The sequence below is a fragment of the Xanthomonas sp. LMC-A-07 genome (assembly GCF_030208825.1).
Classification (GTDB): Bacteria; Pseudomonadota; Gammaproteobacteria; order Xanthomonadales; family Xanthomonadaceae; genus Xanthomonas; species Xanthomonas campestris.
In genome coordinates this window covers 137,170-159,043 of record NZ_JARVTF010000003.1, presented here as the reverse complement: position 1 = coordinate 159,043, position 21,874 = coordinate 137,170, and the positions used below count along the sequence as shown (strand labels likewise).

The following is a 21,874-nucleotide window of genomic DNA, read 5'->3' as shown; positions in this document are numbered from 1 at the left end:
AAGGTGATCGCGCCCGGGTGCGCTCCTCCGCTTGGGGCGCGCATGCCTGCTCGACAGTCAGCGGCACATACAACAACGCCCGCATGACGCGGGCGTTGTCGGTTCAAAGCAGAGCGATCAACGATCGCTCTTGAGGTACTGCAGGAACGGGTCGTTCTTGTCGAGGACGATCACGCCGTTGCCGTCGGTCATGGAGCCGCGGTAGGCCTCCAGGCTGCGGTAGAACGCGTAGAACGACGGGTCCTTGGAGCCGGCCTGGCCGTAGATGCGGGCGGCTTGGGCATCGCCTTCACCGCGCAGCTTCTGCGCATCGCGCTCGGCGTCGGCCACGATCACGGTGGATTCGCGGTCGGCCTGGGCGCGGATGGTCAGGGCCTGTTCTTCGCCTTCGGCGCGCAGCTTGCTGGCTTCCTGCTTGCGCTGGGCACGCATGCGCTCGTAGACGTCGGTGATCACCTGGCTGTCGGTGGGCAGGTCGATCTGCTTGATGCGCAGGTCGGTGATCTGCATGCCCAAGCCCTTGATCGCGGCGTTGATGCCCTTGAGCTGGTTGGCGATCAGTTCGCTGCGGTCGCCGGAGACCAGCTGCTGCAGGGTGCGCGAGTTGATCTGGTTGCGCAGCGAGTCGGTGATGATCGGGGCCAGACGCGAGTTGGCCACCGACTCCTCACCACCGGTGGCGCGGTAGAACGCCCGCACATCGGAGATGTACCCGATGGCGAAGAAGTCCACGCTCACGTCTTTCTGCTCGGCGGTGAAATAACGCGCCGGGGCGGTGTCCAGCACCTGGAAGCGGCGATCGAACACGCGTACCGATTCCACCACCGGGATCTTGAAGTGCAGGCCGGGCTTGAGGTCGGCACGCACCACGCGGCCCAGGTTGAGCACCATGGCGGTCTGGTCTTCGCGCACCACGAACACCGAGCCCATCAGGCCCAGCAACACGGCGACGATCAGGCCGATGACTAGCGAATTCTTCATTATTCGGTCCCCTCACGGCCGGTCGGACGCGGGCCGCGTTCCGGATTGCGAATGCCTTCGGCGCTGCCGCCGTTGCTTTGCGGCGGATTCAACAGCACGTCCTGCGGCACCATCGACGGGATGCTGCCGTTACCCGTAGCCGTTCCGGCATTGCCGCTCTTGCCGGCATCGGCCGGCAACGGCACGTAGATGACCTGGCGGCCATCGCTGCCGATCACCTTGCGGTTTTCCGATAGCACCTTCTGCACGGTTTCCAGCCACAGCCGCTTGCGGGTGACGTCCGGCGCGCCGGCGTACTGCTCCTGCAGCAGGGTGAAACGGTCGGCGTCGCCCTCGGCCTTGGAAATCACGGCCTGCTTGTAGCCTTCGGCACCGGTGCGGGTGCGGGCACCCTGGCCGCGCGCTTCGGGCACCACCTTGGCGGCGTAGGCCTGGGCTTCGTTGATCAGGCGCTCGCGCACCTGCTGGGCACCGTTGACCTCGTCGAAGGCCGGCTTCACTTCTTCCGGCGGACGCGCGTCGGGCAGGGTCACGCCGGTCACCGACAAGCCGGTGTTGTAGGCATTGAGCGCCGCCTGCAGGCGGTCCTTGGAGGCAATGGCCAGCGGGCCGCGATTGTTGAGCACGGTGTTGAGGTCGGAGCGACCGACCTGCTCACGTACCGCACTCTGCGCAGCCTGCTCCAGCACCAGGTCCGCATTGCGCGAGCCGAACAGGTATTTGCGCGGGTCGCTGATCTGGTACTGCACGTTGAGCGAGACGTTGACGATGTTCTCGTCGCGCGTCAGCACCGGTACCTGGTTGCTGAAGGTCTTGATCTCGGTGGCGTTGACCTTGCGCACCGATTCGATCGGCCAGGGCAGCTTGAAGCTGGGGCCAGGCTGCAGGATCCGCGAGAACTGGCCAAAGCGCAGCACCACGCCACGCTGCTGCTCGCCAATGAGCTGGAAGCTGGAAAACAGCACCATCAGCACCACGGCGATCAGCACCCAGCGCCAGACGCCGCCGTCGAACAGCTCTTTCAACGGGGCGGGCAGATTGCCCCAGCCACCACCGTTGCCGCCCCCGCGCGGCCCCCAGGACCTGCGACGGTTGGGATCCGGGCCGTCTCCGCCCTTGTTGCCGGGTGTGTTCCAGGCCATGCACGCTCCATGATCAGGGGGCTGTGCGGGCCAGTCCCGCAGTGCCGCCGTGTTGTGATTTCGATGATTCTACTAGATGGGGCAGACCGGCCGTTTTGAAAGGGCCAGATTGGTGCGGCGTGGTTTAGCCGGCGGCGGATTGGGGGTGGGTGGTTGCCGGGGCCGGGCCGAGGCTGAGAAGGCGGGAAGCGAGGGCTAGGCCTGTTCTGGAACGTGGATGCGGATGCGGAAGGCCACAGGGCGCGTCAGCTGCACCCGACAGGCGGAGGCAGGCTTTGGCGGGCGGCGAGAGTACGGGACAGACCTGGTGACCCGGGCTTGGCAGGCGACCACCCACCATCGCGCCGGGCCCCCGCAGCGGGCAGGCAGAACGGGAGGCGTGCTGATGCTGATGCTGGGTTGGCGGGATGACTCACGTGGTCAGAGGACCTGGACCTGCTGCCCGGCGCCTGAGCTCTGCCAACGCCGCCCTGCCCGCAGGCCCTCGACCACTGACAGGCTCGCGCACTGCCAGCAATCACGCCACCCGACGCGGGGGGCATTCTGGTTGGCTGTCTATCCGTACTTCCAGCAGCTCGTCCAGGCACGGTTTTTAACGTGCTCCGATTCGCCGGCCAGACACCGCGCATGCGCTAATTCAAGGAAAGGCTGCCGCACTGCCGGTGCGATCGCACGCCAGCGGCTTGTCAGTCTGATTGGACGAGCTGTCCGGTCACTTCCAGTAGCTCGTCTCCAGGAGGACGGCTTATGACGTGCCCAGACGCACCGAACGGATATCGCGCGTGCGCCTGTTTAAGGAAGCGCTGGCGCACTGCCGGGTGCGGTCACGCAGCCAGCAGCTCGTCTTTACTCATCGACCATCTGTCGCGTCACGTCCAGCAACTCACTCCCGAAGGACGGCTCATCGGGTGCCTGGACTCACCGCGCGCCTATCACCCGTGCGCCAAGCAAGAAAGGCTGGCGCACTGCAGGCGCGATCACGCCGCCGGCGGCTCGTCTTTCTGATTGAACACCCGCTCCATCACTTCCAGCAGCTCGTCCTCGGAGAACGGCTTGGTGATGTAGGCGCGGGCGCCCTGGCGCATGCCCCACATGCGGTCGGTATCCTGGTCCTTGGTGGTCACCAGGATCACCGGGATGTGCTGGGTGGTGGGCTCGCGCTTGAGCGTGCGGGTGGCCTGGAAGCCATTGAGGTTGGGCATGACCACGTCCATCAGCACCAGGTCCGGCAGCGCCGACTTGGCCGCTTCCACGCCGGCGGCGCCGTCGGTAGCGGTGATGGTTTCGTGCCCCAACTTCTCGACGATGCGCTGAATCCCCAGCAGCTGCGACGGCGAGTCGTCGACAATCAGAATACGTGCCATGTGTTTCCCCTAGTGTGCGCGGCGAGTGTAGTGCGCCGGCCGCGCTTTCGGTAGCTGGCCGTGGCGTTTGCGGGGACCCGGAGGGCCTGGGTGCACTGGGCGTTGGCGGCCCGAAGCACATAGCCCTGTCGAGGCGATAGCGAAGAACGCAGCGCATCAGGCCATCGACCGGGCGAAGCCACGACCGCGACGCGATTCGCGGCCGCTCACAACACCACGCCGGCAACCCGCACCACCTGCTCGGCAGCCGGGCAATACAGCGCGCGCTGACACATCAGCACGCGCTGCATCACACACCCACTGCGTCAGATCGATTCGCCGAAGGCCTTGGCCAGCGTCCGATACGCCTTCTTCTGCGCCTCGTCGGTGGGCGCCGGGGCCAGGATTTCCAGCTCCACGATCTGGTCGCCCGGGGTGGCGCCCGGCAGGCCGCGGCCGCGCAGGCGCAACTTGCGCCCGGCCTCGGAATCGGCCGGCACCTTCAGCTCCACCGCACCGCCCAGCGTGGGCACGCTGATGGTGGTGCCCAGCGCGGCCTGCCACGGCATCACCTGCAGCGTGTACAGGATGTTGCGCCCGTCCACTTCGAACTGCGGGTGCGCGGCGTATTCAATTTCCAGCAGCAGGTTGCCGCCGCCGTTGCCCTGCCCGCTCAGGCGGATCACCTGGCCGGGCTGGATGCCCTTGGGCACGCGCACGTCCAGCTGCTTGCCGGTAATGGTGATGCGCACGCTGTCGCCGGAATACACCGCTTCCAGCGGCACCGCCAACTTGGCGCGGGTGTCGCCGCGGGTCTGTGCTCCCGGGCCGGCACCGGCACCCGGGCCGCGCGGGCGGCCGCCGCGCTGGCCGGCAAACAGGCTTTCGAAGAAATCGCTGAAGCCGCCGCCAGCGCCGCCGTTGCCGAACACTTCCTCATAATCGAAGCCCTGCCCGCCATTGAAGTTGGGCGGGGTCTGGAACTCGTCGCCCGGGCGGTAGCCCTGCGCCTTGAGCTGGTCGTAGGCGGCGCGCTTCTGCGGGTCGCGCAGTGCCTCGTAGGCTTCGTTGATCGCCTTGAACTTGTCTTCCGCGCCAGCCTCCTTGCTGACATCGGGGTGATATTTGCGCGCAAGCCGGCGGTAGGCGGTCTTGATTTCCGCCTCGCCAGCGCTCGGTTCGACGCCCAGTGTTGCGTAGTAATCCTTGAATTCCATCCATCACCTCTGAAAAAAGAGCGGCCCGCAGCCGAGGCCACGAGCCAGTCATTCGCAGCCGGGCGGGCGACCGCGCCTATTCTACGGCGCGGCCGTCGCCGGGGAGCGAAGCCGCGCGGGCTCCGCTCCAGGTCCGCAGCGCTTACTGCACCGTGGTACCACCGCCGTCCTGGCCGCCACCGACCTGGATGCGGCGCGGCGTCGCCGCCGGGCGCTTGGGAATGCGGATTTCCAGCACCCCGTTACGGCCGTCGGCAGTGATGCCGTCGGCGTCGGCACTGTCGGGCAGCGCGAAGCGGCGATGGAAGCTGCCGTAGCGGCGCTCGATGCGCGAGAAGCGCTCGGTCTCGCTGCTGGACTCGCTCTTGCGCTCGCCCTTGATCGACAGGATGCCCTTGTCCATCTGCACCTCGATCTGGCTGGGGTCGATGCCCGGCAGGTCGGCATACAGCACGAACTGGTTGGCTTCTTCCTTGATGTCCACGCGCGGGACCCACTGCGCGGTGACAACGGCCGACTCGTCGGTATCGCCGCTTTGCTCGAAGAAGCGGTCGAACACTTGCTTGATCTCGTTCTGCAGGGCGTGGGTGGGCCACTGTGGATAACGGACGACGTTCATGAAAGCCTCCAATGGTTGAGTGACGGGCGGGCCGCGCCGGTGCTCACCGGTGCAACCGGCCATGCGCGTCAGATAGGCGTGTGCGTGCGGATTTCAAGCGCGTTGACGCGCTTTTCCCCTTCGCCTTTCTAGACTTTGTTCAGCCACAGGAGCCCCACCCATGACCATCCAAGTTGGTGACCGTATTCCCGAGGTAGTGCTCAAGCACCTGCGCGAGGGCATCGAAGCGGTCGACACCCATACGTTGTTTGCCGGGCGCAAGGTGCTGCTGTTCGCGGTACCGGGCGCCTTTACGCCGACCTGCTCGGCCAAGCACCTGCCCGGCTACGTGGAGCACTTTGAAGCGTTCCGCAAACGCGGCATCGAGGTGCTGTGCACCGCGGTGAACGACCCCTTCGTGATGCAGGCCTGGGGCCGCAGCCAGCTGGTGCCCGACGGCCTGCACCTGGTGCCGGATGGCAACGCCGAACTGGCCCGCGCACTGGGGCTGGAGATCGACGCCAGCGGCTCGGGCATGGGCCTGCGCTCGCGTCGCTATGCGCTGTACGCCGACGATGGCGTGGTGAAGGCGTTGTTCGTCGAAGAGCCCGGCGAGTTCAAGGTGTCTGCCGCCGACTACGTGCTGCAGCATCTCCCCGATTGATGCATTGATTCCCCCGTCCACACAGAAGGAACCCGGCCAGCCATGTCTACACAGCCAGCCAACACCCCCGCCACCGGTCTTACCGATACCGCCACCCTGCGCGCCCGCGCACGCCAGAGCATCGAAGACGGTGCCATCACCGAGAGCTACCACGCCGATCGCGAGAAGGTGATCGAACTGCTCAACACTGCGCTTGCCACCGAATACGTGTGCACGCTGCGCTACTACCGCCACTACTTCATGGCCAAGGGCATGCTTGCCGACGCGGTGAAAGGCGAGTTCCTGGAGCACGCGCAGCAGGAACAAGCACACGCGCACAAGCTTGCCGAACGCATCGTGCAGCTCGGCGGCGAACCGGACCTCAACCCGGACACGCTGACCAAGCGCTCGCACGCGGAATATAAGGAAGGCACCGACCTGCGCGACATGGTGCGCGAGAACCTGATTGCCGAGCGCATCGCCATCGACAGCTACCGCGAGATGATCGACTTCATCGGCGACAAGGACACCACCACCAAGCGCATCCTGGAAAGCATCCTGGCCCAGGAAGAAGAGCACGCCGACGAGTTCGCCGACATGCTGGAAGGTTGGATTGGCGAGTGAGTTTTGGCGTATCGGGGCCGATGCGCCGATGTTGTTGCTTCACGTGATGCAGAGACAAACAGGGCGCCTATGGCGCCCTGTTTTTTTTCCCGCATCGATGAACTTGTGGCCCGGTGTGGCTAACACGATGGGCAGCGCTCCTTCCATCGACCACACAGGCGACCACCATTTCGTAGGAGCGCCCTTGGGCGCGATGGGCGTTACCGGGGAAAGCCCATCGCGCCCAAGGGCGCTCCTACAAAAGCGGTTGCTGTGCCTGCAGATGCACGCGGCGCTGGACGAAACAGTTTTTTGGCCGTGGCGGATGTCTGGATGGACGGCGCTTCTCCCATCAGCCATACCGGCGCCCCTAATCTCGTAGGAGCGCCCTTGGGCGCGATGGGCGTTACCGGGAAAGCCCATCGCGCCCGAGGGCGCCCTACACACGCGCTGCGCAACGCGCGCTCAACGCAAGACGCGAAAACGCACCTGGGTCCAGGCGCCGTCGCTGGCCATCGCGGTCAGGGTGTGCGTGCCCACTTCCGCAAAATCACGCTGGAATCCCTGGCGCCCGGCGGTCTGGGCAATCCAGCGGCCGTCCAGCAGCCAGTCGATGCGCGCTTCGCTGCCAAGCGCGCGCAATTGCAGGCGCACCGGGCGTGCGGTGTCGTTGGCGCGGGCCAGCGTGGCGCGATCAGTCAGGCCGTCGATGCGCAGCACGCCACCACCGGTCATGCGGCCGTCTGGCAGGCAATCGGCGGCCAGTGGCGGCAGCTGTGCGGCGGCACGCTCGGCGGCGGTGAGCCAGGGTGACACCAGCGCTGGCCAGCGCGCCAGGCTACGCGCAGCCCGCGTGTGCGGCTGGGTGCATTCCTGCGAGAGCCGCTGGCCGCTGCGTGCGTCCACCTCGTACTGCAGTTGCCCGCTCTGCCACAGCCGCGCATCGCGTTCGGCGAAGGTGGGCGGCACCGCGCCGTCGAGTACGAAGGCTTCGTGGCGGCGCGCGCACAAATTTGGCGGCGTCTGCGCGGCGGCGGTGCCCAGCGGCCAGCAGATCTCCAGCGCCTGCACGCTGGCCGGCATCGGCATCGGCGCGCTGTCGCCGGCCGCGCGCGGCAAGGCGTCGATCACCTCGAACATCAGCGGCAACGCGGTGACTGCGCCGTACTGCCCCGGCAACGGCGTGCCATCCGGCCGGCCGACCCACACGCCGACCGTGTAGCGGCGCGTCCCGCCGATCGCCCAGGCATCGCGGTAGCCGTAGCTGGTGCCGGTCTTCCACGCCACGCCCGGGCGCGCGGTGGTGTCGAAGGTGCCGCTGGCATACCCGGGGCGCGGATTGCTTTGCAGGATCTCGCGCACGATCCACGCCGCGCCCGGCGACATCAGCCGCCGATCGATGCGCGGATCGTCCCGCATATAGCGCACATGCCCGGCAATGCCGCCGCGCTGCAGGGCCGCGAACGCACCCACCAACTCCTGCAACTGCGCACCGGTGCCGCCCAGGATCAAGGCCAGGTTCGGCGTGCTGCCATGCGCGAAGCGCAGCGCAATGCCGGCGTTGGACAAGCGCGCGGCAAAACGCGCCGGGCCGATGCGATCCAGCAAATCCACGGCCGGCACGTTCAACGACAGCCGCAATGCCGTGGCTGCGGCCACCGGGCCGTTGAAGGCCGCATCGAAATTGCCGGGGCGATAATTGCCGAAGCTCTGCGGCGCATCCACCAGCAGGCTTTCCGAATGGATCACGCCATCGTCCAGCGCCATGCCATACAGGAAAGGCTTGAGCGTGGAACCGGGCGAGCGCCAGGCCTGCACCATGTCCACATGGCCCAACCGCTTGCGGTCGCCAAAGCTGGCCGAGCCCACGTACGCGCGCGCCTCCATGCTGGCGTTGTCCACCACTAGCAGCGCGGCCGAGGTGCGTTCGGGCAACTGCGAAAAATACGTGGCCACGCGTTCTTCCAGCGTGCGCTGCAATTCCACATCGAGCGTGGTGACGATGCGCGCGGCGCGTGGCTGCGCGCTGTGCAGGCGCTGCGCCAACAGCGCTGCATGCAACGGCGGTTTGAGTGAGCGCGTCACCACCGGTTCGATGCGGGCGTCGTCCACCTGTGCACGCGACCACACGCCCAGCTCCACCATGCGGTCGAGCACCTTGTCGCGGGCACGCTGCGCCGCTTCCGGGTGGCGATCCGGGCGCAGGCGGCTCGGCGACTGCGGCAGTACCGCCAGCAACGCCGCTTCGGCCTGCGACAACGCCGTGGCCGGTTTGCCCAGATAGGCCCAGCTGGCCGCTTCCACGCCTTCGATGGTGCCGCCGTACGGCGCGCGCTCCAGATACAGTGCCAGGATCTGCTGCTTGCTGAGGTGCGCTTCCAATTGCAGCGCGCGCAGCACCTGCTTGGCCTTGCCCCAGGGCGTGCGCGTGTGGGGGTCGAGAATGCGCGCCACCTGCATGGTGAGGGTGGAGCCACCGGAGACGATGCGCCCACTGCCGATCCACTGGCCGCCCGCGCGCAGCAGCCCCCAGGGGTTCACGCCCGGGTGGCGCCAGAACCAGCGGTCCTCGTAGTTCAACAGCGCCTGCAGGTACAGCGGCGACACACTCTGCGGCGTGGCCGGGTAACGCCACACGCCTTGCGCATCGGCAAACGCGCGCAGCGGCGTACCATCACGCGCCACCACCAGGGTGGAGGTATCGCGCGACTTCGGCAGCGGTAGCGGAAACGCAAGATCCAGCAGCAGGATCAGCGCCAACACCACGGCACTGCTCCAGCGCAGCCAGGTCAGCCAGCGCCGCCTGCGCCTGGGCGCTTGTGCGTCCTGGCGAGTCACCGTTCCTTGTGTCGCGTTGCTCATCGTGGTGTCGCGCTGCTCATCGATCCTGCAAAGCATGCAGTGGCACGCGGATTTCGGCCACTGTGCCGGGCGCATCCGTGCGGGTGCGTAGATCCAAGGTGCCGCCCTGTGCTTCCAGGATCTGCCGCGACAGCACCAGCCCGATGCCGGAGCCTCCGGGTTTGGTGGTGAAGAATGGCACGAACAAGTTGTCGCTGAGCGGCAGCCCCGTGCCGCTGTCGATGACCTCGATACAGGCGGCAGACCCATCGCGCCGCGCACGCAACCACACCGGCGCAGCGCCACCGGCCTCCAGTGCGTTGCGAATCAGATTGATCAGGACCTGCTCCAGCTGATCGGCATCGGCGTACACCTGCAGTGCCACCGCGATGTCCAGCTGCAGGCGCGTCTCGTTCAGCAGCCGCTGCACGCGCACGCACAGCGGCTGCAGTGCGACGGAGTCCAGCACGGGCGCCGGCAGGCGCGCCAGGCGTGCGTAGCCGCCCAGAAAGCGTTGCAAGGCCGCACTGCGTTGTTCGATCACCGCCAGCCCACCCTGCAGATCGGCGCGTAGTTCGCTGTCGAGGTGGGCCGGTGCCGGCGGCAGCATGTGGGCCAGGGTGTCGGCGATCGAGCCGATCGGCGCCAGCGAGTTGTTGATCTCATGGCTGAGCACACGCAGCAGCCGCCGAAACGCCTGCGCTTCTTCCTCGCGCAAGGCACGCTCCATCGGTTGCAGCACCAACAAGTGACCGGCCTGGCTACGGCTACGCAACGCCGCATGCCCCACTTGCCAACGCCTCTGCTGACCGGCAAATGCCTGCGCCTGGATGCTGCCGGAGGGCAGCGCGAACAACGCCGATAAGCCGAGTGCTTCGGCCGAGCGTCCCAGCAGCGTATCGGCGGGGGCCGCCAGCAGGCGCTCGCCGGCTGGATTGACCAGGCGCAAGCGCCAGTCCTGCTCAAACGCGAACACCGCACCGTCCAGCGCCGCCAAGGTCTTGCTCAACAGCTGCAGGCTTTCATGCACGTCGCGCTGCTCATCCTGCAGGCGCTGCGCCAGCAGATTGAAGCGTGCAAACAGCAGTGCATCGGTGCCTGCAGTCGACGCCGCACGCACGCTGTAGTCGCCTTCGCGCAGCGCGTCCAGCAACCCGGCCAGCGTGCGCTGGCGGTGACCATCGCGGTACTGACGCAGCCGCACCGTGGCCGCAGTGAGCAGCACCACGCACACGAGCAGCAAACACGCCTCGATGGGCGCGGGTGCTCCGGCCACCAATACAACCGCCAAGGCGAGCAGCGCGGGTGTGGCCACCCACCATTGCCGCCAGCGTGGTGGTCTACCCGGCATCGTCGGCACGCAACCCGTGCTTGCCCAAGCGCCGGTACAGGCTTTGCCGGGTGATGCCCAACTGTTCGGCGGCGCGCTGCAGGTTGCCCTGCTGGTCAGCCAGTGCGATACGCAGCAGCCGCGCTTCGGCCTGCTCCAGGGTCATGCGCGCGGGCACCTCTTCGGTGCCTGCGGCGGTAGGACGCAGGCGCAACTCCTTGGCGCCGATCACAGTGCCGTCGACCAGCAGCGCCGCGCGCTCCATCGCATGCGCAAGTTCGCGCACGTTGCCGGGCCATGCATAGCCGAGCAGGGCCTGCTCGGCGTCGCGCGCCAGCGTGGGCACGCTGCGGCGATAGCGTGTGCACGCGGCAGCCAGGGAGTGCCGGGCCAGCGGCAGGATGTCGTCATGCCGCTCCCGTAGCGGCGGCACACGCACCTGGAACGTGTTGAGGCGGTACAACAGGTCCTGGCGAAAACGCCCGGCCGCAACCTCCGCATCCAGGTCGGCATTGGTGGCCGCCACAATGCGCACGTCCACGCGCTGGGTGCGCGAGGCACCCACGCGCTCGAATTCGCCGTCTTCAATGGCGCGCAGCAATTTGGCCTGCTGCTCCAGCGGCAGGTTGCCGATTTCATCCAGAAACAAGGTGCCGCCATCGGCCAGCTCGAAGCGACCGCTGCGGTCCTGGCGTGCGTCGGTAAACGCACCGCGCACATGGCCGAACATCTCCGACTCGAACACGCTCGCCGCCAGCCCGCCGATGTTGACCTTGACCAGTGGCTGCGCGCGCCGCGCCGACCATTGATGCAACAGGTCGGCGACCAGGCTCTTGCCGGTGCCGTTTTCGCCGAGCAGCAACACGCCGACATCGCTCTCGGCAATACGCGACAAATCCTCCAGCAACCCGCGCATCACCGCAGACACGGCGATGAATCCACCGGCTGCATCCTGCAGCCGCAGCGCCTGCGCCTCGCTGAGGCGACGCTCGCTGCGGCGGCTGCGGTCCAGCGCAATGCGGCTCTCCAGCACGCTGAGCACGCGCGCGTTCTGCCAGGGCTTTTCGACGAAATCCACTGCGCCGTGCTGCATGGCGTTGACCGCCAGCCCGACGCTGGCCCAGGCGGTCATCGCAATCACCGGCACCCCTGGCCACTGCGCCGCGATCTGCGCAATCAGCGCCAGCCCCTCTTCGCCTGAGGTGGTGTCACGGTGGTAATTCATGTCCACCAGCACCGCCGCGAAGGTGTCGCCGCGCAGGCACGCCAACGCGAGCTCCGGCGACTCCGCGCCGACCATGCCGTAGCCCGCGCTCTTGAGCAGCAGCCGCATCGCCTCGCGCACGTCGGCTTGGTCGTCCACGACCAGGATGCGGGCGGTGGCTGGGGGTGCAGGAACAGTCATGCGCAGAGTCTAGCGGGCACACGCCGGCACGCGGCACGCAACACCGCGCAAGATGCCACGCGTGCCGCACAGACCACCGCGCAGGCGGTCTGGGTGGTCATCAGCGCCATGCTGGCGGCCGGTGCTTCAGTCGTCATCGCTCTTCGGGCCTTCATTCCAGGCGCAACGCCTGCATTGGTGACACGCCAGATGCACGCCAGGCCGGTACCAGCGCGGCCAGCAGACCGGCCAGGCCCAGTGCTGCCAGGACACTGGCGATCGCCAACGGGTCGGCCACCCGCACCTCGAACAGGAACCGCTGCAGCACCTGCGAGAGCGCCATGGCGATGCCCAGGCCAATCGCCAGCCCAACACCAAGTTGCAGCGCGGCTTCGCGTAGCACCTGGCGCAGCAAGCGTGCGGGTGAGGCACCCATGGCAGCACGCACACCGAACTCGTGCCGCCGCGCGGTGACCGCCACCGCCATCACCGCATACAGGCCGACCACCGCAAGCAGCAAGGCCAGCCCGGCGAACAAACCCACCAGCACCAGGTTGAGCTTTTGCTGGCCGGTGGTGGTGGCCACCACCGCCTGCATGGATTGCAGGTCGGCGATGGGCTGCTGCGGGGCGACCTCGGCAATGGCGGTGCGTAATGCACGCTCGTCCACACGCTGCCCCTGGGCACGCAACTGCACCGCATAGGTCAGCCCGCCGAAGCCGCGCAGGATCTGATACATCGCATCGCTCATCTGTGCGAGCGGCTGGTAGACCATGGGGGGCGCGGGCTCGGATGGCCCGGCCTGGCGGATATCCCCGACCACGCCGACCACACGCATGGGCACGCGCTGGCTGCTGCCATCGTCTTCCAGCACGACCTGCTTGCCGATGGGGTCATTGCCCAGATAGCGCTGCGCAAACGTTGCACTGACCAGGCACACCTTCTCTGCGCCCGCCGTATCGCCGCTGGCGACCGCACGGCCCGCCAGCAGCGGGATCTGGAAAACGTCCAGAAACCCCGGTGTGACCAGACGGTATTGCGTATTGAACGACGGCGCCTGCGCAGTCGATACGCTCCAGCTCAGCTGCGTGGTGGTGGGTGGATTGGTGGACACGCCTGCCCGTGCGATCCCCGGCTCGCGCTGCAGGCGTTCGACGATGCGCCGCGCCTGCTCTACCGCCTCTGCCGCACTGGCATAGCGCTGCTTGACCGGCGCCAGGGTAAAGATGGCCGCCGCCCGGCTCTCGAATCCCATCGGCACCTGGGAGAGTTGCTGCAGCGAGCGCGCAAACAAGGCCGCCCCCACCAGCAACACCACGGCAATGGCCACCTGCACCACCACCAGCGCACGCCCTAGCCGCCCGGCCTGCAGACTCCAGCCCGCACGTCCGCCGCCAACCAGTTCCAGCACCAGGTTGCGGTTGCGGCTGCGGGCGGCACCGAGACCGGCCGCGAACACGGCGGTGCCGATGCCTGCCAACACTGCAAACAGCGCACTGCCGCCGGTGAGACGCGCACTCTCGCCGCGCAGCCACATCACCGGCACCCAACTGCCCAGCAGCCGCAGACCGATCCACGCCAGCAGCAAGCCGCCCAGGCTACCGAGCAGGCCGATCAACACGCCTTCGGCCAGCGCCGGCAGGCTCAGCCGCCCCAGCGATGCACCCAGTGCGGCACGCACGGCGCTGTCGTGGCTACGGCCGAGTGCACGCAACACCATCAGGCTGACCAGATTCACCGCGGCGATCACCAGCACGCAGCCGGCGGCGGCAAAGAACAGCCACAGCGTGTTGCCGCTATTGGCGCCATAGAGCGCGTTCTTGAGCGGCAGCGCGTTGGCGGGATGCCGGCGCAGTTCATCGAACCAGGTATCGGTCATGCCCGGGTTTGCCCGCAGCGCAGTCTCCAGGGCTGCGGCCACCTGCGCGGACGCCTGCGCCTGACCCACGCCCGGCTTCAATCGCCCGACGATGATTTCGTTGGTGGAGAGATTGGTGCTGGCCAGATCCGGCTGCATGGTCTGGATCAGATCGAACGGCTCGGCCCACGGAAACTGCGCCGGCAATACACCGACCACGGGCACCGCACGGCCTTCCACCTGCAACACGCGCCCCACCGCTGCCGGGTCACCGCCGAAATAGCGCTGCCAGAATGCGTAGCTGAGGATCACGGCCGGCGGGCCACCCGGCTGATCTTCCGCGGCGTCGAAGTTGCGCCCGGCCGCCATGCGCACGCCCAGCGTCTGCAAAAAGCCGCGGTCCGCGCTGATCGATTGCACCACCTCGGCGCTATCGCCACGTGCGATGTTGATCGGCAACGGCCAGGCCCGCAGCATCCCGGTGGATGACAACGCGGGCAGGCGGCGTAGCGGCGCGTAGTAGCCGGGCCCGGCCACGTTCCGGCCCGGGTCCGACGGGCGACCCAAGGTGAGCAATTGCTCGGCCTGTGGAAACGGCAGCGGTGCCAGCAACGCCTGGTCCAGCAGCGCGAACACCGTGGTGGTGGTCGCCACCCCCAGCGCCAGGGTCAGGCCGGCCAACAGCAGGTAACCGGGCCGGCGCAGCAGCCCCCGCCAGGATTGCCAGGCTTCGCGCCACACCAGGGCGGGCGCCATCACGGCGAAGGCTCCGCCGCCAGCGTTGGCAACAGGCTGTCCTGTTCGTGACGCAGGCGCTCGAAGGTGTCTTCGTCGACGATGCGGCCATCCAGCATGTGCACGATACGCGAGGCGCGGCGTGCGAACGCCGGATCGTGCGTGACCATGCACAAGGTGGTGCCGGTGAGATTGAGCTGCTCCAGCAACTGCATCACCGACTCGCCGTTGCGCGTGTCGAGATTGCCGGTGGGCTCGTCTGCCAGCAGGATCGCTGGCTCTCCCACCAGCGCGCGCGCCATCGCCACGCGTTGTTGCTGGCCGCCGGACAACTGGCCCGGATAATGCCGCTGCCGGTGCTGCATGCCCACTAATTCCAGCACCTCACGCACCCGCTGGCGAATCGTGGCCGCAGCGATGCCATCGCGGTAGGTCAGCGGCAAGGCCACGTTCTCTTCGACAGTGAGGTCTGCGATGAGATTGAAGGCCTGGAAGATGAAACCGATGTCGTCATTGCGCACGCGTGCACGCGCACGTGCGCTGAGTTCGGCAACATTGCGGCCCTGCAGCAGATAGTCGCCATGGCTGGGCGCATCCAGCAGGCCCAGGATCGACAGCAGCGTGGACTTGCCGCAGCCCGAGGGCCCGGTGATGGCGACAAAATCGCCAGGCGCAATGTCCAGTGCGATCTCGGCCAGTGCATGGGTTTCCACCTCATCGGTATGAAACACCTTGCTCAGCCCCTGCAGGCGGATCAGTGGCACGGCGGCGGTAACGGTGGACTGCATGGAGCTCTCCTTGACGGTCTAGCGTAGACGTAACTGCGCGAACTGTGCCCACTGGCTGGTATCGGACAGGATGAGTTGGTCGCCCGGCCGCAGCCCGGCACGCACTTCGATGCGATCGCTGGAGACCGCGCCAAAGCGCACCGGCACACGCGTGGCGGTATCGCCACCGGGCTGCACGACAAACAGGGCGGCCGCTGTATTCGGCGCGGCCAGCGCGGGGCGCGCAATGCTGATGACATCGCGCAGCGTGCCCAGGCGGATGCGGCCATCCACCGACAGGTCCGGCCGCGCGCCCGCAGGCAACGCCTGCACAAAGCGCACGTCCACGCTGACGCTGCCGCTGCGCACCGCAGGATCGATGCGAATCAAACTGCCGGTGACCAACCCGTTGCGGGTATCGACGGTGACCGGCAGATCCAGCAACAGATCCTTGGCCAGCATTTCCGGCACCTGCAGGCGCGCCAGCAACTGGTCCGGCCGCGCCACCCGGGCCAGCTTGGTTCCCACTGCCACCTGCTGCCCAGGTTCCACGTCCACCTGCTGCAGGATGCCGGCGATGCCGGCGCGCACCTCCAGCGCAGCCAGTTGCTGGCGCGCGATCGCCAGGCTGCTGGCCACTTCGTCGCGGCGTGCCTGCGCCGCACGCAGTTGGGCAGCCATGTTCTGCCGGAAGGCCGCAACGCGCTGCTGTTCGATCTGCGCGCGGCCACGCTGCTGCGCTTCGGTGATCTGACTCTCACGCAGCTCGATCGCCGAAATGACGCCCGCCGCATGCGCGCGCTCATAGGCTTGCGTCTTGACTTCGGCAATGCGCCAGTCCGAACTGGCTCGCGCTTGCAGTGCCTGCTGATCGAGCAGCTGCGAAGCGAGCGCCGTGCGCGCGGCGGCCACCTCGGCCTCGGCACCGGCCAGCGCCGCGACAGCTTTTTCCTGATTGGCCACCAACTCGGGATTCTGGAAACGCAGGATCACCGTGTCTGCCTGCACGCGGCTGCCGGCCTGCACCAGCACCTGCTCAAGCGTGGCCGGTGCGCCGGCGGTGATCCAGCGCGTGTCGCGTGGCACCAGCACGCCAGTGGCGCGGATCTCCCGCAGCATGTCGCCGCGCTCGGCGGTGCCGATCCAGACGCTGGCGCGCTCCACGCGCGGACTGGCACGGCCAAGACCGATCACAGCGATGACGGCAGCCAGCGCCACGGCGCTACCGACGAGGAGGGCCACGTGCGCACGGCGTAGACGAAAACGATGGGGAGACTTGGCGATATCCATGCCAAGGAGAGAGCAGGACATGTGCCAACTGCAGGCGGGCCGCAACCTGTTGATTCATCAGGCGATCGCAGGTGCAGCGGTGGCAACGCCGCGTACGATTTCGTACATGCGCGACCGATACCGGACGGTGGCGGTCTCTGCGTGCATGCGCATGTGGCTGCGCGCGGGCGGAACGGGCGGATGCGCCGGGCGCCAGGCCGGGATGCGCACTGGTCACGCGCGGAACGGTTTGCACGCGTCGTCTTATCGGCAACAGCAGAGCACCGCATGGGTGTGCGTGCGCTGGCTGCACGTCGCTGGCCGCGTCACAACCGCGACCTCGTCGGCTCAGTGTGGCTGTATCGCCACCACACGGGCTGATGCGCCCTTGTTTGCTAGCCCCAGGCTGCGCGCCAACTTAGCTTGTCTCACTCATTGCTGCGGCGGCAGCCGGAAAGCACGCGGCACCTGATCTCAAGCCGCACAGCAAGGCCAGCGATGTACCGGCCGCTCAACGCTTCTCAAGCGTCGCGCGATAGCGCAGCAATGCTTCCGGCGCATCGGTCTGGATGATGGAGATGCCGTCGCGGTGCATGCGACCCCAGACCTTGTCCGGGTCGCGCTCGGCATCGGCATCGCCGCCGTACCCGGCGATAAAGCCGTCCCACAGCGAGTTCACCATCAGGCGCACCTGATGCGCCTTGCCCACCTTGGCCAGCGCGGGCAATTGTGCTGCCGCCATCTTGGGCAGTTCGAACGCGACCGGATGCGCGTTGCGTGTCTGCGCCGTTGCAATGGCCGCAAGATCGGCGCTGCCGTGCGCATTGATCAGGATCGGGAAGAAGTACACGCGGTCGAACGGCTGCATCGCTGCCAGCGGCGGCGTGGCGATGCCGGCTTCGGCCTTGACGATCACCTGGTGCTGCATGCCCGCGCGCGTGACCGCATCGACCACCTGCACATAGATCGCATCCTTGACGTCTAGGTTCAGCAGGATGTGGCCCTTGGAGGCGGCCAGCATCTGCTCCAGCGTGACCACGCGCTGGTCGGTGAGCGGCGCCTGTGCCCCACCCTCGTCGGTGCGCAACCGCAGCTTCTGCAGATCGGCCAGCGTGAGCTCGGACAGCTTGCCGGTGCCATCAGTGGTGCGGTCCACGGTGGCGTCGTGCAGCATCACCAGCGTGCCGTCTGCGGCGCGGCGCACGTCGGTTTCCATCACGTCCACGCCGATGGCAATACACCGTTGCAAGGCTGCCAGCGAATTCTCCGGCGCGGTGTCGTTGAATCCATGGTCGGGCGCCGCGGCGTGGCAGCCGCGATGCGCCACCACCACGATGCCGCCGTCGGGATTGGTCAGCCGTGCCTGGATCGCGGCAACGCCCACCGGTGCGGCAGTCGCATCGGCGGCAATGGCTGCGCACAGCAGCGCGGCAAAAGTGGCAACAGACTGCAAGGTCATCGTACGGCTCCGCTTGAATGCGTGGGCAACGCGACGCATCCGCCCGGCGGCTGCATCGCGTTGCATGTGCTTGGATGGCCGCTCACTGCGCGGCCGTGGTTGTCTAGAGCGAGGGTGTAAAGCGCAGGCCCACCCAATAGGTGCTGGGCACCGAGTAACTGTCCTTGAGCAGGTTCTGCCCCGGGCCGGTCACGCTGCTGATGCGGCTGTGGGTGAGGTTGCTGACCTGGCCGATCAGGCTGAGCTGCTTGCTGACCGCATACGTCGCGGTGAAATCCAGCTGCGAACGCGGCGACCAGTACAGATCCTGCCAGTCGATGTTGCTGACGATCGCACGCAAGGCCTTGCCCTGCCGGTTGTAGGCGGCGCGCAATTCCAGGCCGCCGGTGTTGTAAAACAGCGTGGCGTTGGCGGTGTAGTCCGGCTGGCCGACCAGGTTGTCGAGCTTGCGCTCGCGCTGGCTGACGGTGCTGCCGCTGCCGACGCTATACGGCACGTCCAGGCTGCCATCGAGCAGCGCAAAGTTCGCACTGAAGCCCACGCCGCTGAGCCACGGTGCAATCGGCGCCAGCGTGTTGACGATGCCGTTGAATTCCACGCCACGGATGCGCGCCTTGGCTGCGTTGGCCGGCGTACTGATCAAGGCATTGGCGTAGGTGGTGCCATCGAAGGTGAAGCTATCGGTGCGCGAGAGCGTAAAGATCTCGTCCTGGATGCGCTTATCGAACACGGCGGTGGAGGCGAAGGCATCGAAGTCACCCGGCAGCCGCCATTCCAGCGACAGATCCAGGTTGTTGGACACGCGCGGTTTGATGTCGGGGTTGCCGATGGTGACGGTGACGCCCTGCGCGTTTGGGTTGCCGGCGTCGGTCGTGTTGACGAAGCCGATCGAGGTGCGCGCCGCATACGCATCGTACGGCGGGCGGCCAAGTGTGCGGCTGGCGCCCACGCGCAGGTCCAGTGCGTCGGTCAGGTGGTAGGTCATGATCGCCGAAGGCAGCAGATAGTCGTAATCCGCATTGGTGGGGTTATCGACATACACGTAGCGGTTGCTGGCGGTGTCCAGCTGGCGCTGGCGGCCCACGGTGTTGAGCTTGGTGCTGTCCAAATGCAGGCCGGCCTGCACGTTGAGACGCTCACTGCGATAACTCACCAGCCCATAGCTGCCGAAGGTCTTTTCGGTATGGGTGAAGTTGTCCTGGTTGCTGAAAGCCTGCTGGTCGGTGCTGTTGAACGCGCTCAGCGGCGTTGCCGCCAGCACGCGGTTGGCCTTGTCCGGATCGATGGTGAGCAGATTCAAACCTGCGTAGCGCATTGGCGCCCTGCCCGTGCCGGCGACATCGGCCAGGCCGAACGCCGGTGCGCTGGTGTTGGGCTGGTACTCCACGCGAAAGATGTCGTAAGACGGCTTGTCGGTGGTGTATGAAACGCCCGCGGCAAAGCCGATGCCCTGATCGCTTTCGCCTTGATTGAAGCCGTAATCGAGCCGGCCGGTGAGAATGCGATCGGCGGCGGTGCGCTTGTAGTCGGGCCGCCAGTACGACAGGCTGTAGTTATCCAGATTGTTATAGGCCTGCGGCGACACCCCGAAGCGCTGATCGAAGCCGGAGGTGTCGTAATTGAACGCATAGTTGGGTGTGGCATTGACGGTCACGCCGCTACCGGTCTGCCCCACCGGTACCGCAGCCGGCCGAATGATGCCGGTGGCGTACTTGATCATGCGGATCGGCTCGTCGTAGGTCGCATCCGACCACGAACCCCGTGCAGAAAACTGCTGCCGATCGGTGGGCCGCCAGATGCTGCCCAGCTGCGCCACCTTGGTGCGCGTGGTGACGATCTGGTTGGAATAGCCCACCTCGATATCGCCGCCGGGATAGCTGCCCGAGGTCGCGGTCTGGTTGAACACCTGGCCACGGTTGCGCGGGTCGATGATGACCTCGTTGCGCTCCATGTCGTCCTTGAAATAGTAGTAGCCGGCCATGGCATAGGCCTCGAAGGCCGCACTCGGGTGCGCTTCAAACTTGCCGGTGACACCGTAGCGGTCGCGCTGGTTCTGCACGTACCAGTACTTGTCCTGCTGCGGCACCGCCCAGCCATTGCCGAGATTGGCGCCGGTCTGCAGCACACCGTTGTTGTCGTAGAACCCGTAATGCACCGTGTCGGTGGTCATATGGGTTTCGGTGTAGCTGCTGAGCGTCTGGTAGTTGGCCGACAGCGTGAAGCCGTATTGCTGTTCGCTGCCGAAGGTGCGGCTGCCGGTGGCGTTCAAGCGATACCCAGGGTCGTCCTGATCGCGCGGCTTGCCGACGTCGTTGGCGTGGCCCAATGCGGCTTCGGCGCTGAAGAACGGCTTGCCGCCGTTTTCGAACGCACTGCGCGTCTTGAGATTGATCGCACCGCCGGTGGCATTGGGATCGAGGTCGGCGGTGAACGTCTTGACCACCTGCAACTCGCTGACCATCGACGCCGGCAGCAGATCCAGACGCACGCCGCGGGTGATCGAGCCAAGCGTGCCATTGGGCGTGCCGGGCGAGGCGATGGTGAGCCCATCGATGGTGACGTTGTTGTACGACGGCCCCAGGCCACGCAACACCGGCGTGGCGGCTTCATCGCGCGGATGCTCGTTATCGGTTGCCGGCAACACCGACAGGCCCGGCACGCGGCGCAAGGCTTCGACGATGGTGCTGTCGGGCAAGGCCCGCACGTCGGTCGCACTGATCACATCGGTGATGTTGGTCGCCGCGCGCTTGCTTTCCACCGCCGCCGCGTTGGCACGCCGCACACCGGTGACCTGCATGGCATCGAGGGTTTGCACGCCTGCGGTGGGACTGGAACTGGAACTGGAACTCGCGACTGTGCCTGTGCCTGTGCCTGTGTCTGAAGCTGCACCTGTGCCTGCACCTGCACCTATCGCTATCGCTGTCTCTGTCGCTGCAGTAGCGGTAGCTGTAGCTGTAGCAGACGTAGTGGTAGTGGTAGTGGTAGTGGTAGCGGAGAGATCTTGATTCGATGCCTCGCTTGATGTCTGGGAAGCATTCGCTGCCGCGGCTGGCGTTTCCGCACCGCCAGCATCACCGCTTGCATCTGCAGGCGTTACCGCCGGCGAGATCGGCGAGCCTTGTCCCGCGGCATTTGAAGCGTCGAGGGCCTGCGCCTGCACGCCCGACGAATAGGCCGCGATGGCAAGGGCAAGAACAGAGAGGTGCACACGGTACGAATCGGAGCGCTGCATGGAATCCCGGAAATCGCGCGGCAAGGGCGCCGCGTCTGTGCGAAAGCACGCCACCGTAGGCAGCCAGGATGACCTTTGCGTGTCGCGCACATAGCACCAAAAAGACAATGCGAACACCTGTCGCGTAATGCGAAGAACCGTAGGAGCGCGCTTGCGCGCGATGGGGCTTTCCCGTGAACGCCTCATCGCGCGCAAGCGCGCTCCTACAAGGGCCTCGCAGATCATGGATAGTGAATTAGGCCCTTCGCAGCGCCACCGCCTACGTGAGATGTCTCGTTCAACCACGGCTGGACGCAAACCCAACGTAGGAGCGCGCTCGCGCGCGATGGGCGTTTACTGGGAACACCTCATCGCGCGCAAGCGCGCTCCTACCGGGGCCTCGCAGATCATGGACAACGGATTTACCCCTTCGCCGCACCGCCGCCAGGAGAGGTGTCTCGTTCAACCACAGCTGGACGCAAACCCAACGTAG

15 protein-coding genes are annotated in these 21,874 nt (G+C 66.7%); 2 read left to right on the top strand and 13 right to left on the bottom strand.

Features of this window, described 5'->3' with window-relative positions:
- Positions 1-117 precede the first annotated feature (117 nt).
- The 5 genes from QRM89_RS02520 to QRM89_RS02500 all read right to left on the bottom strand — a co-directional run bounded on the left by QRM89_RS02520 (position 118) and on the right by QRM89_RS02500 (position 5,302).
- Entirely contained in the window at positions 118-981 is an 864-nt protein-coding gene (locus QRM89_RS02520; RefSeq protein WP_075286064.1) for a protease modulator HflC, read from the bottom strand.
- A complete protein-coding gene (gene hflK / locus QRM89_RS02515) occupies positions 981-2,123 on the bottom strand; it encodes an FtsH protease activity modulator HflK (protein ID WP_285447201.1) in 1,143 nt (380 codons plus the stop codon). Before hflK ends, QRM89_RS02520 begins: the two co-directional genes overlap by 1 nt.
- 977 nt (positions 2,124-3,100) lie before the next feature.
- Positions 3,101-3,487, bottom strand: coding sequence for a twitching motility response regulator PilH (gene pilH / locus QRM89_RS02510; RefSeq protein ID WP_011036249.1), 387 nt, complete (start codon positions 3,485-3,487; stop codon positions 3,101-3,103).
- 305 nt (positions 3,488-3,792) lie between these two features.
- A complete protein-coding gene (locus tag QRM89_RS02505) occupies positions 3,793-4,683 on the bottom strand; it encodes a DnaJ C-terminal domain-containing protein (protein WP_016944840.1) in 891 nt (296 codons plus the stop codon).
- A 142-nt stretch (positions 4,684-4,825) separates the two neighbouring features.
- Complete coding sequence (locus QRM89_RS02500) at positions 4,826-5,302, bottom strand: Hsp20/alpha crystallin family protein (protein WP_285447200.1); 477 nt, start codon at positions 5,300-5,302, stop codon at positions 4,826-4,828.
- Between the two features lie 160 nt (positions 5,303-5,462).
- Here QRM89_RS02500 and QRM89_RS02495 point away from each other — a divergent pair, with 160 nt between their 5' ends.
- Together QRM89_RS02495 and QRM89_RS02490 are read left to right on the top strand one after the other, a co-directional pair.
- A complete protein-coding gene (locus QRM89_RS02495) occupies positions 5,463-5,945 on the top strand; it encodes a peroxiredoxin (protein ID WP_285447199.1) in 483 nt (160 codons plus the stop codon).
- A gap of 42 nt (positions 5,946-5,987) precedes the next feature.
- Positions 5,988-6,548 (top strand): ferritin-like domain-containing protein, encoded by a 561-nt coding sequence (locus QRM89_RS02490; RefSeq protein WP_011036245.1) that lies wholly within the window; start codon positions 5,988-5,990, stop codon positions 6,546-6,548.
- Between the two features lie 444 nt (positions 6,549-6,992).
- On the opposite strand, the gene pbpC is transcribed toward QRM89_RS02490, so the two are convergent.
- The 8 genes from pbpC to QRM89_RS02450 all read right to left on the bottom strand — a co-directional run bounded on the left by pbpC (position 6,993) and on the right by QRM89_RS02450 (position 21,402).
- Positions 6,993-9,389 (bottom strand): penicillin-binding protein 1C, encoded by a 2,397-nt coding sequence (pbpC, locus tag QRM89_RS02485; protein ID WP_285447198.1) that lies wholly within the window; start codon positions 9,387-9,389, stop codon positions 6,993-6,995.
- 16 nt (positions 9,390-9,405) lie between these two features.
- Positions 9,406-9,909: an ATP-binding protein gene (locus tag QRM89_RS02480; RefSeq protein ID WP_238154129.1), complete on the bottom strand. Its 504-nt coding sequence runs from the start codon at positions 9,907-9,909 to the stop codon at positions 9,406-9,408.
- A 799-nt stretch (positions 9,910-10,708) separates the two neighbouring features.
- Positions 10,709-12,103 (bottom strand): sigma-54 dependent transcriptional regulator, encoded by a 1,395-nt coding sequence (locus QRM89_RS02475; RefSeq protein ID WP_285447197.1) that lies wholly within the window; start codon positions 12,101-12,103, stop codon positions 10,709-10,711.
- Positions 12,104-12,254: 151 nt separating this feature from the next.
- The gene (locus QRM89_RS02470; protein ID WP_285447233.1) at positions 12,255-14,696 is read right to left on the bottom strand and encodes an ADOP family duplicated permease; all 2,442 of its coding nucleotides are present in this window, start codon (positions 14,694-14,696) and stop codon (positions 12,255-12,257) included.
- Positions 14,696-15,463, bottom strand: a complete 768-nt coding sequence (locus QRM89_RS02465; RefSeq protein ID WP_042595055.1) for an ABC transporter ATP-binding protein — start codon at positions 15,461-15,463, stop codon at positions 14,696-14,698. Before QRM89_RS02465 ends, QRM89_RS02470 begins: the two co-directional genes overlap by 1 nt.
- 18 nt (positions 15,464-15,481) lie before the next feature.
- On the bottom strand, positions 15,482-16,753 hold the full coding sequence (locus tag QRM89_RS02460) for an efflux RND transporter periplasmic adaptor subunit (RefSeq protein ID WP_238151392.1): 1,272 nt from the start codon (positions 16,751-16,753) through the stop codon (positions 15,482-15,484).
- Between the two features lie 469 nt (positions 16,754-17,222).
- Positions 17,223-18,170: a glycerophosphodiester phosphodiesterase family protein gene (locus QRM89_RS02455; protein WP_285447196.1), complete on the bottom strand. Its 948-nt coding sequence runs from the start codon at positions 18,168-18,170 to the stop codon at positions 17,223-17,225.
- Positions 18,171-18,273: 103 nt separating this feature from the next.
- The gene (locus QRM89_RS02450) at positions 18,274-21,402 is read right to left on the bottom strand and encodes a TonB-dependent receptor (protein ID WP_285447195.1); all 3,129 of its coding nucleotides are present in this window, start codon (positions 21,400-21,402) and stop codon (positions 18,274-18,276) included.
- Between the last annotated feature and the right edge of the window lie 472 nt (positions 21,403-21,874).

Coding starts and splice junctions, on each gene's coding strand:
- QRM89_RS02520 (WP_075286064.1), bottom strand. CDS start 981: ATGAAGAATTCGCTAGTCATCGGCCTGATCGTCGCCGTGTTGCTGGGC.
- hflK (WP_285447201.1), bottom strand. CDS start 2,123: ATGGCCTGGAACACACCCGGCAACAAGGGCGGAGACGGCCCGGATCCC.
- pilH (WP_011036249.1), bottom strand. CDS start 3,487: ATGGCACGTATTCTGATTGTCGACGACTCGCCGTCGCAGCTGCTGGGG.
- QRM89_RS02505 (WP_016944840.1), bottom strand. CDS start 4,683: ATGGAATTCAAGGATTACTACGCAACACTGGGCGTCGAACCGAGCGCT.
- QRM89_RS02500 (WP_285447200.1), bottom strand. CDS start 5,302: ATGAACGTCGTCCGTTATCCACAGTGGCCCACCCACGCCCTGCAGAAC.
- QRM89_RS02495 (WP_285447199.1), top strand. CDS start 5,463: ATGACCATCCAAGTTGGTGACCGTATTCCCGAGGTAGTGCTCAAGCAC.
- QRM89_RS02490 (WP_011036245.1), top strand. CDS start 5,988: ATGTCTACACAGCCAGCCAACACCCCCGCCACCGGTCTTACCGATACC.
- pbpC (WP_285447198.1), bottom strand. CDS start 9,389: ATGAGCAACGCGACACAAGGAACGGTGACTCGCCAGGACGCACAAGCG.
- QRM89_RS02475 (WP_285447197.1), bottom strand. CDS start 12,103: ATGACTGTTCCTGCACCCCCAGCCACCGCCCGCATCCTGGTCGTGGAC.
- QRM89_RS02470 (WP_285447233.1), bottom strand. CDS start 14,696: ATGGCGCCCGCCCTGGTGTGGCGCGAAGCCTGGCAATCCTGGCGGGGG.
- QRM89_RS02465 (WP_042595055.1), bottom strand. CDS start 15,463: ATGCAGTCCACCGTTACCGCCGCCGTGCCACTGATCCGCCTGCAGGGG.
- QRM89_RS02460 (WP_238151392.1), bottom strand. CDS start 16,753: ATGTCCTGCTCTCTCCTTGGCATGGATATCGCCAAGTCTCCCCATCGT.
- QRM89_RS02455 (WP_285447196.1), bottom strand. CDS start 18,170: ATGACCTTGCAGTCTGTTGCCACTTTTGCCGCGCTGCTGTGCGCAGCC.
- QRM89_RS02450 (WP_285447195.1), bottom strand. CDS start 21,402: ATGCAGCGCTCCGATTCGTACCGTGTGCACCTCTCTGTTCTTGCCCTT.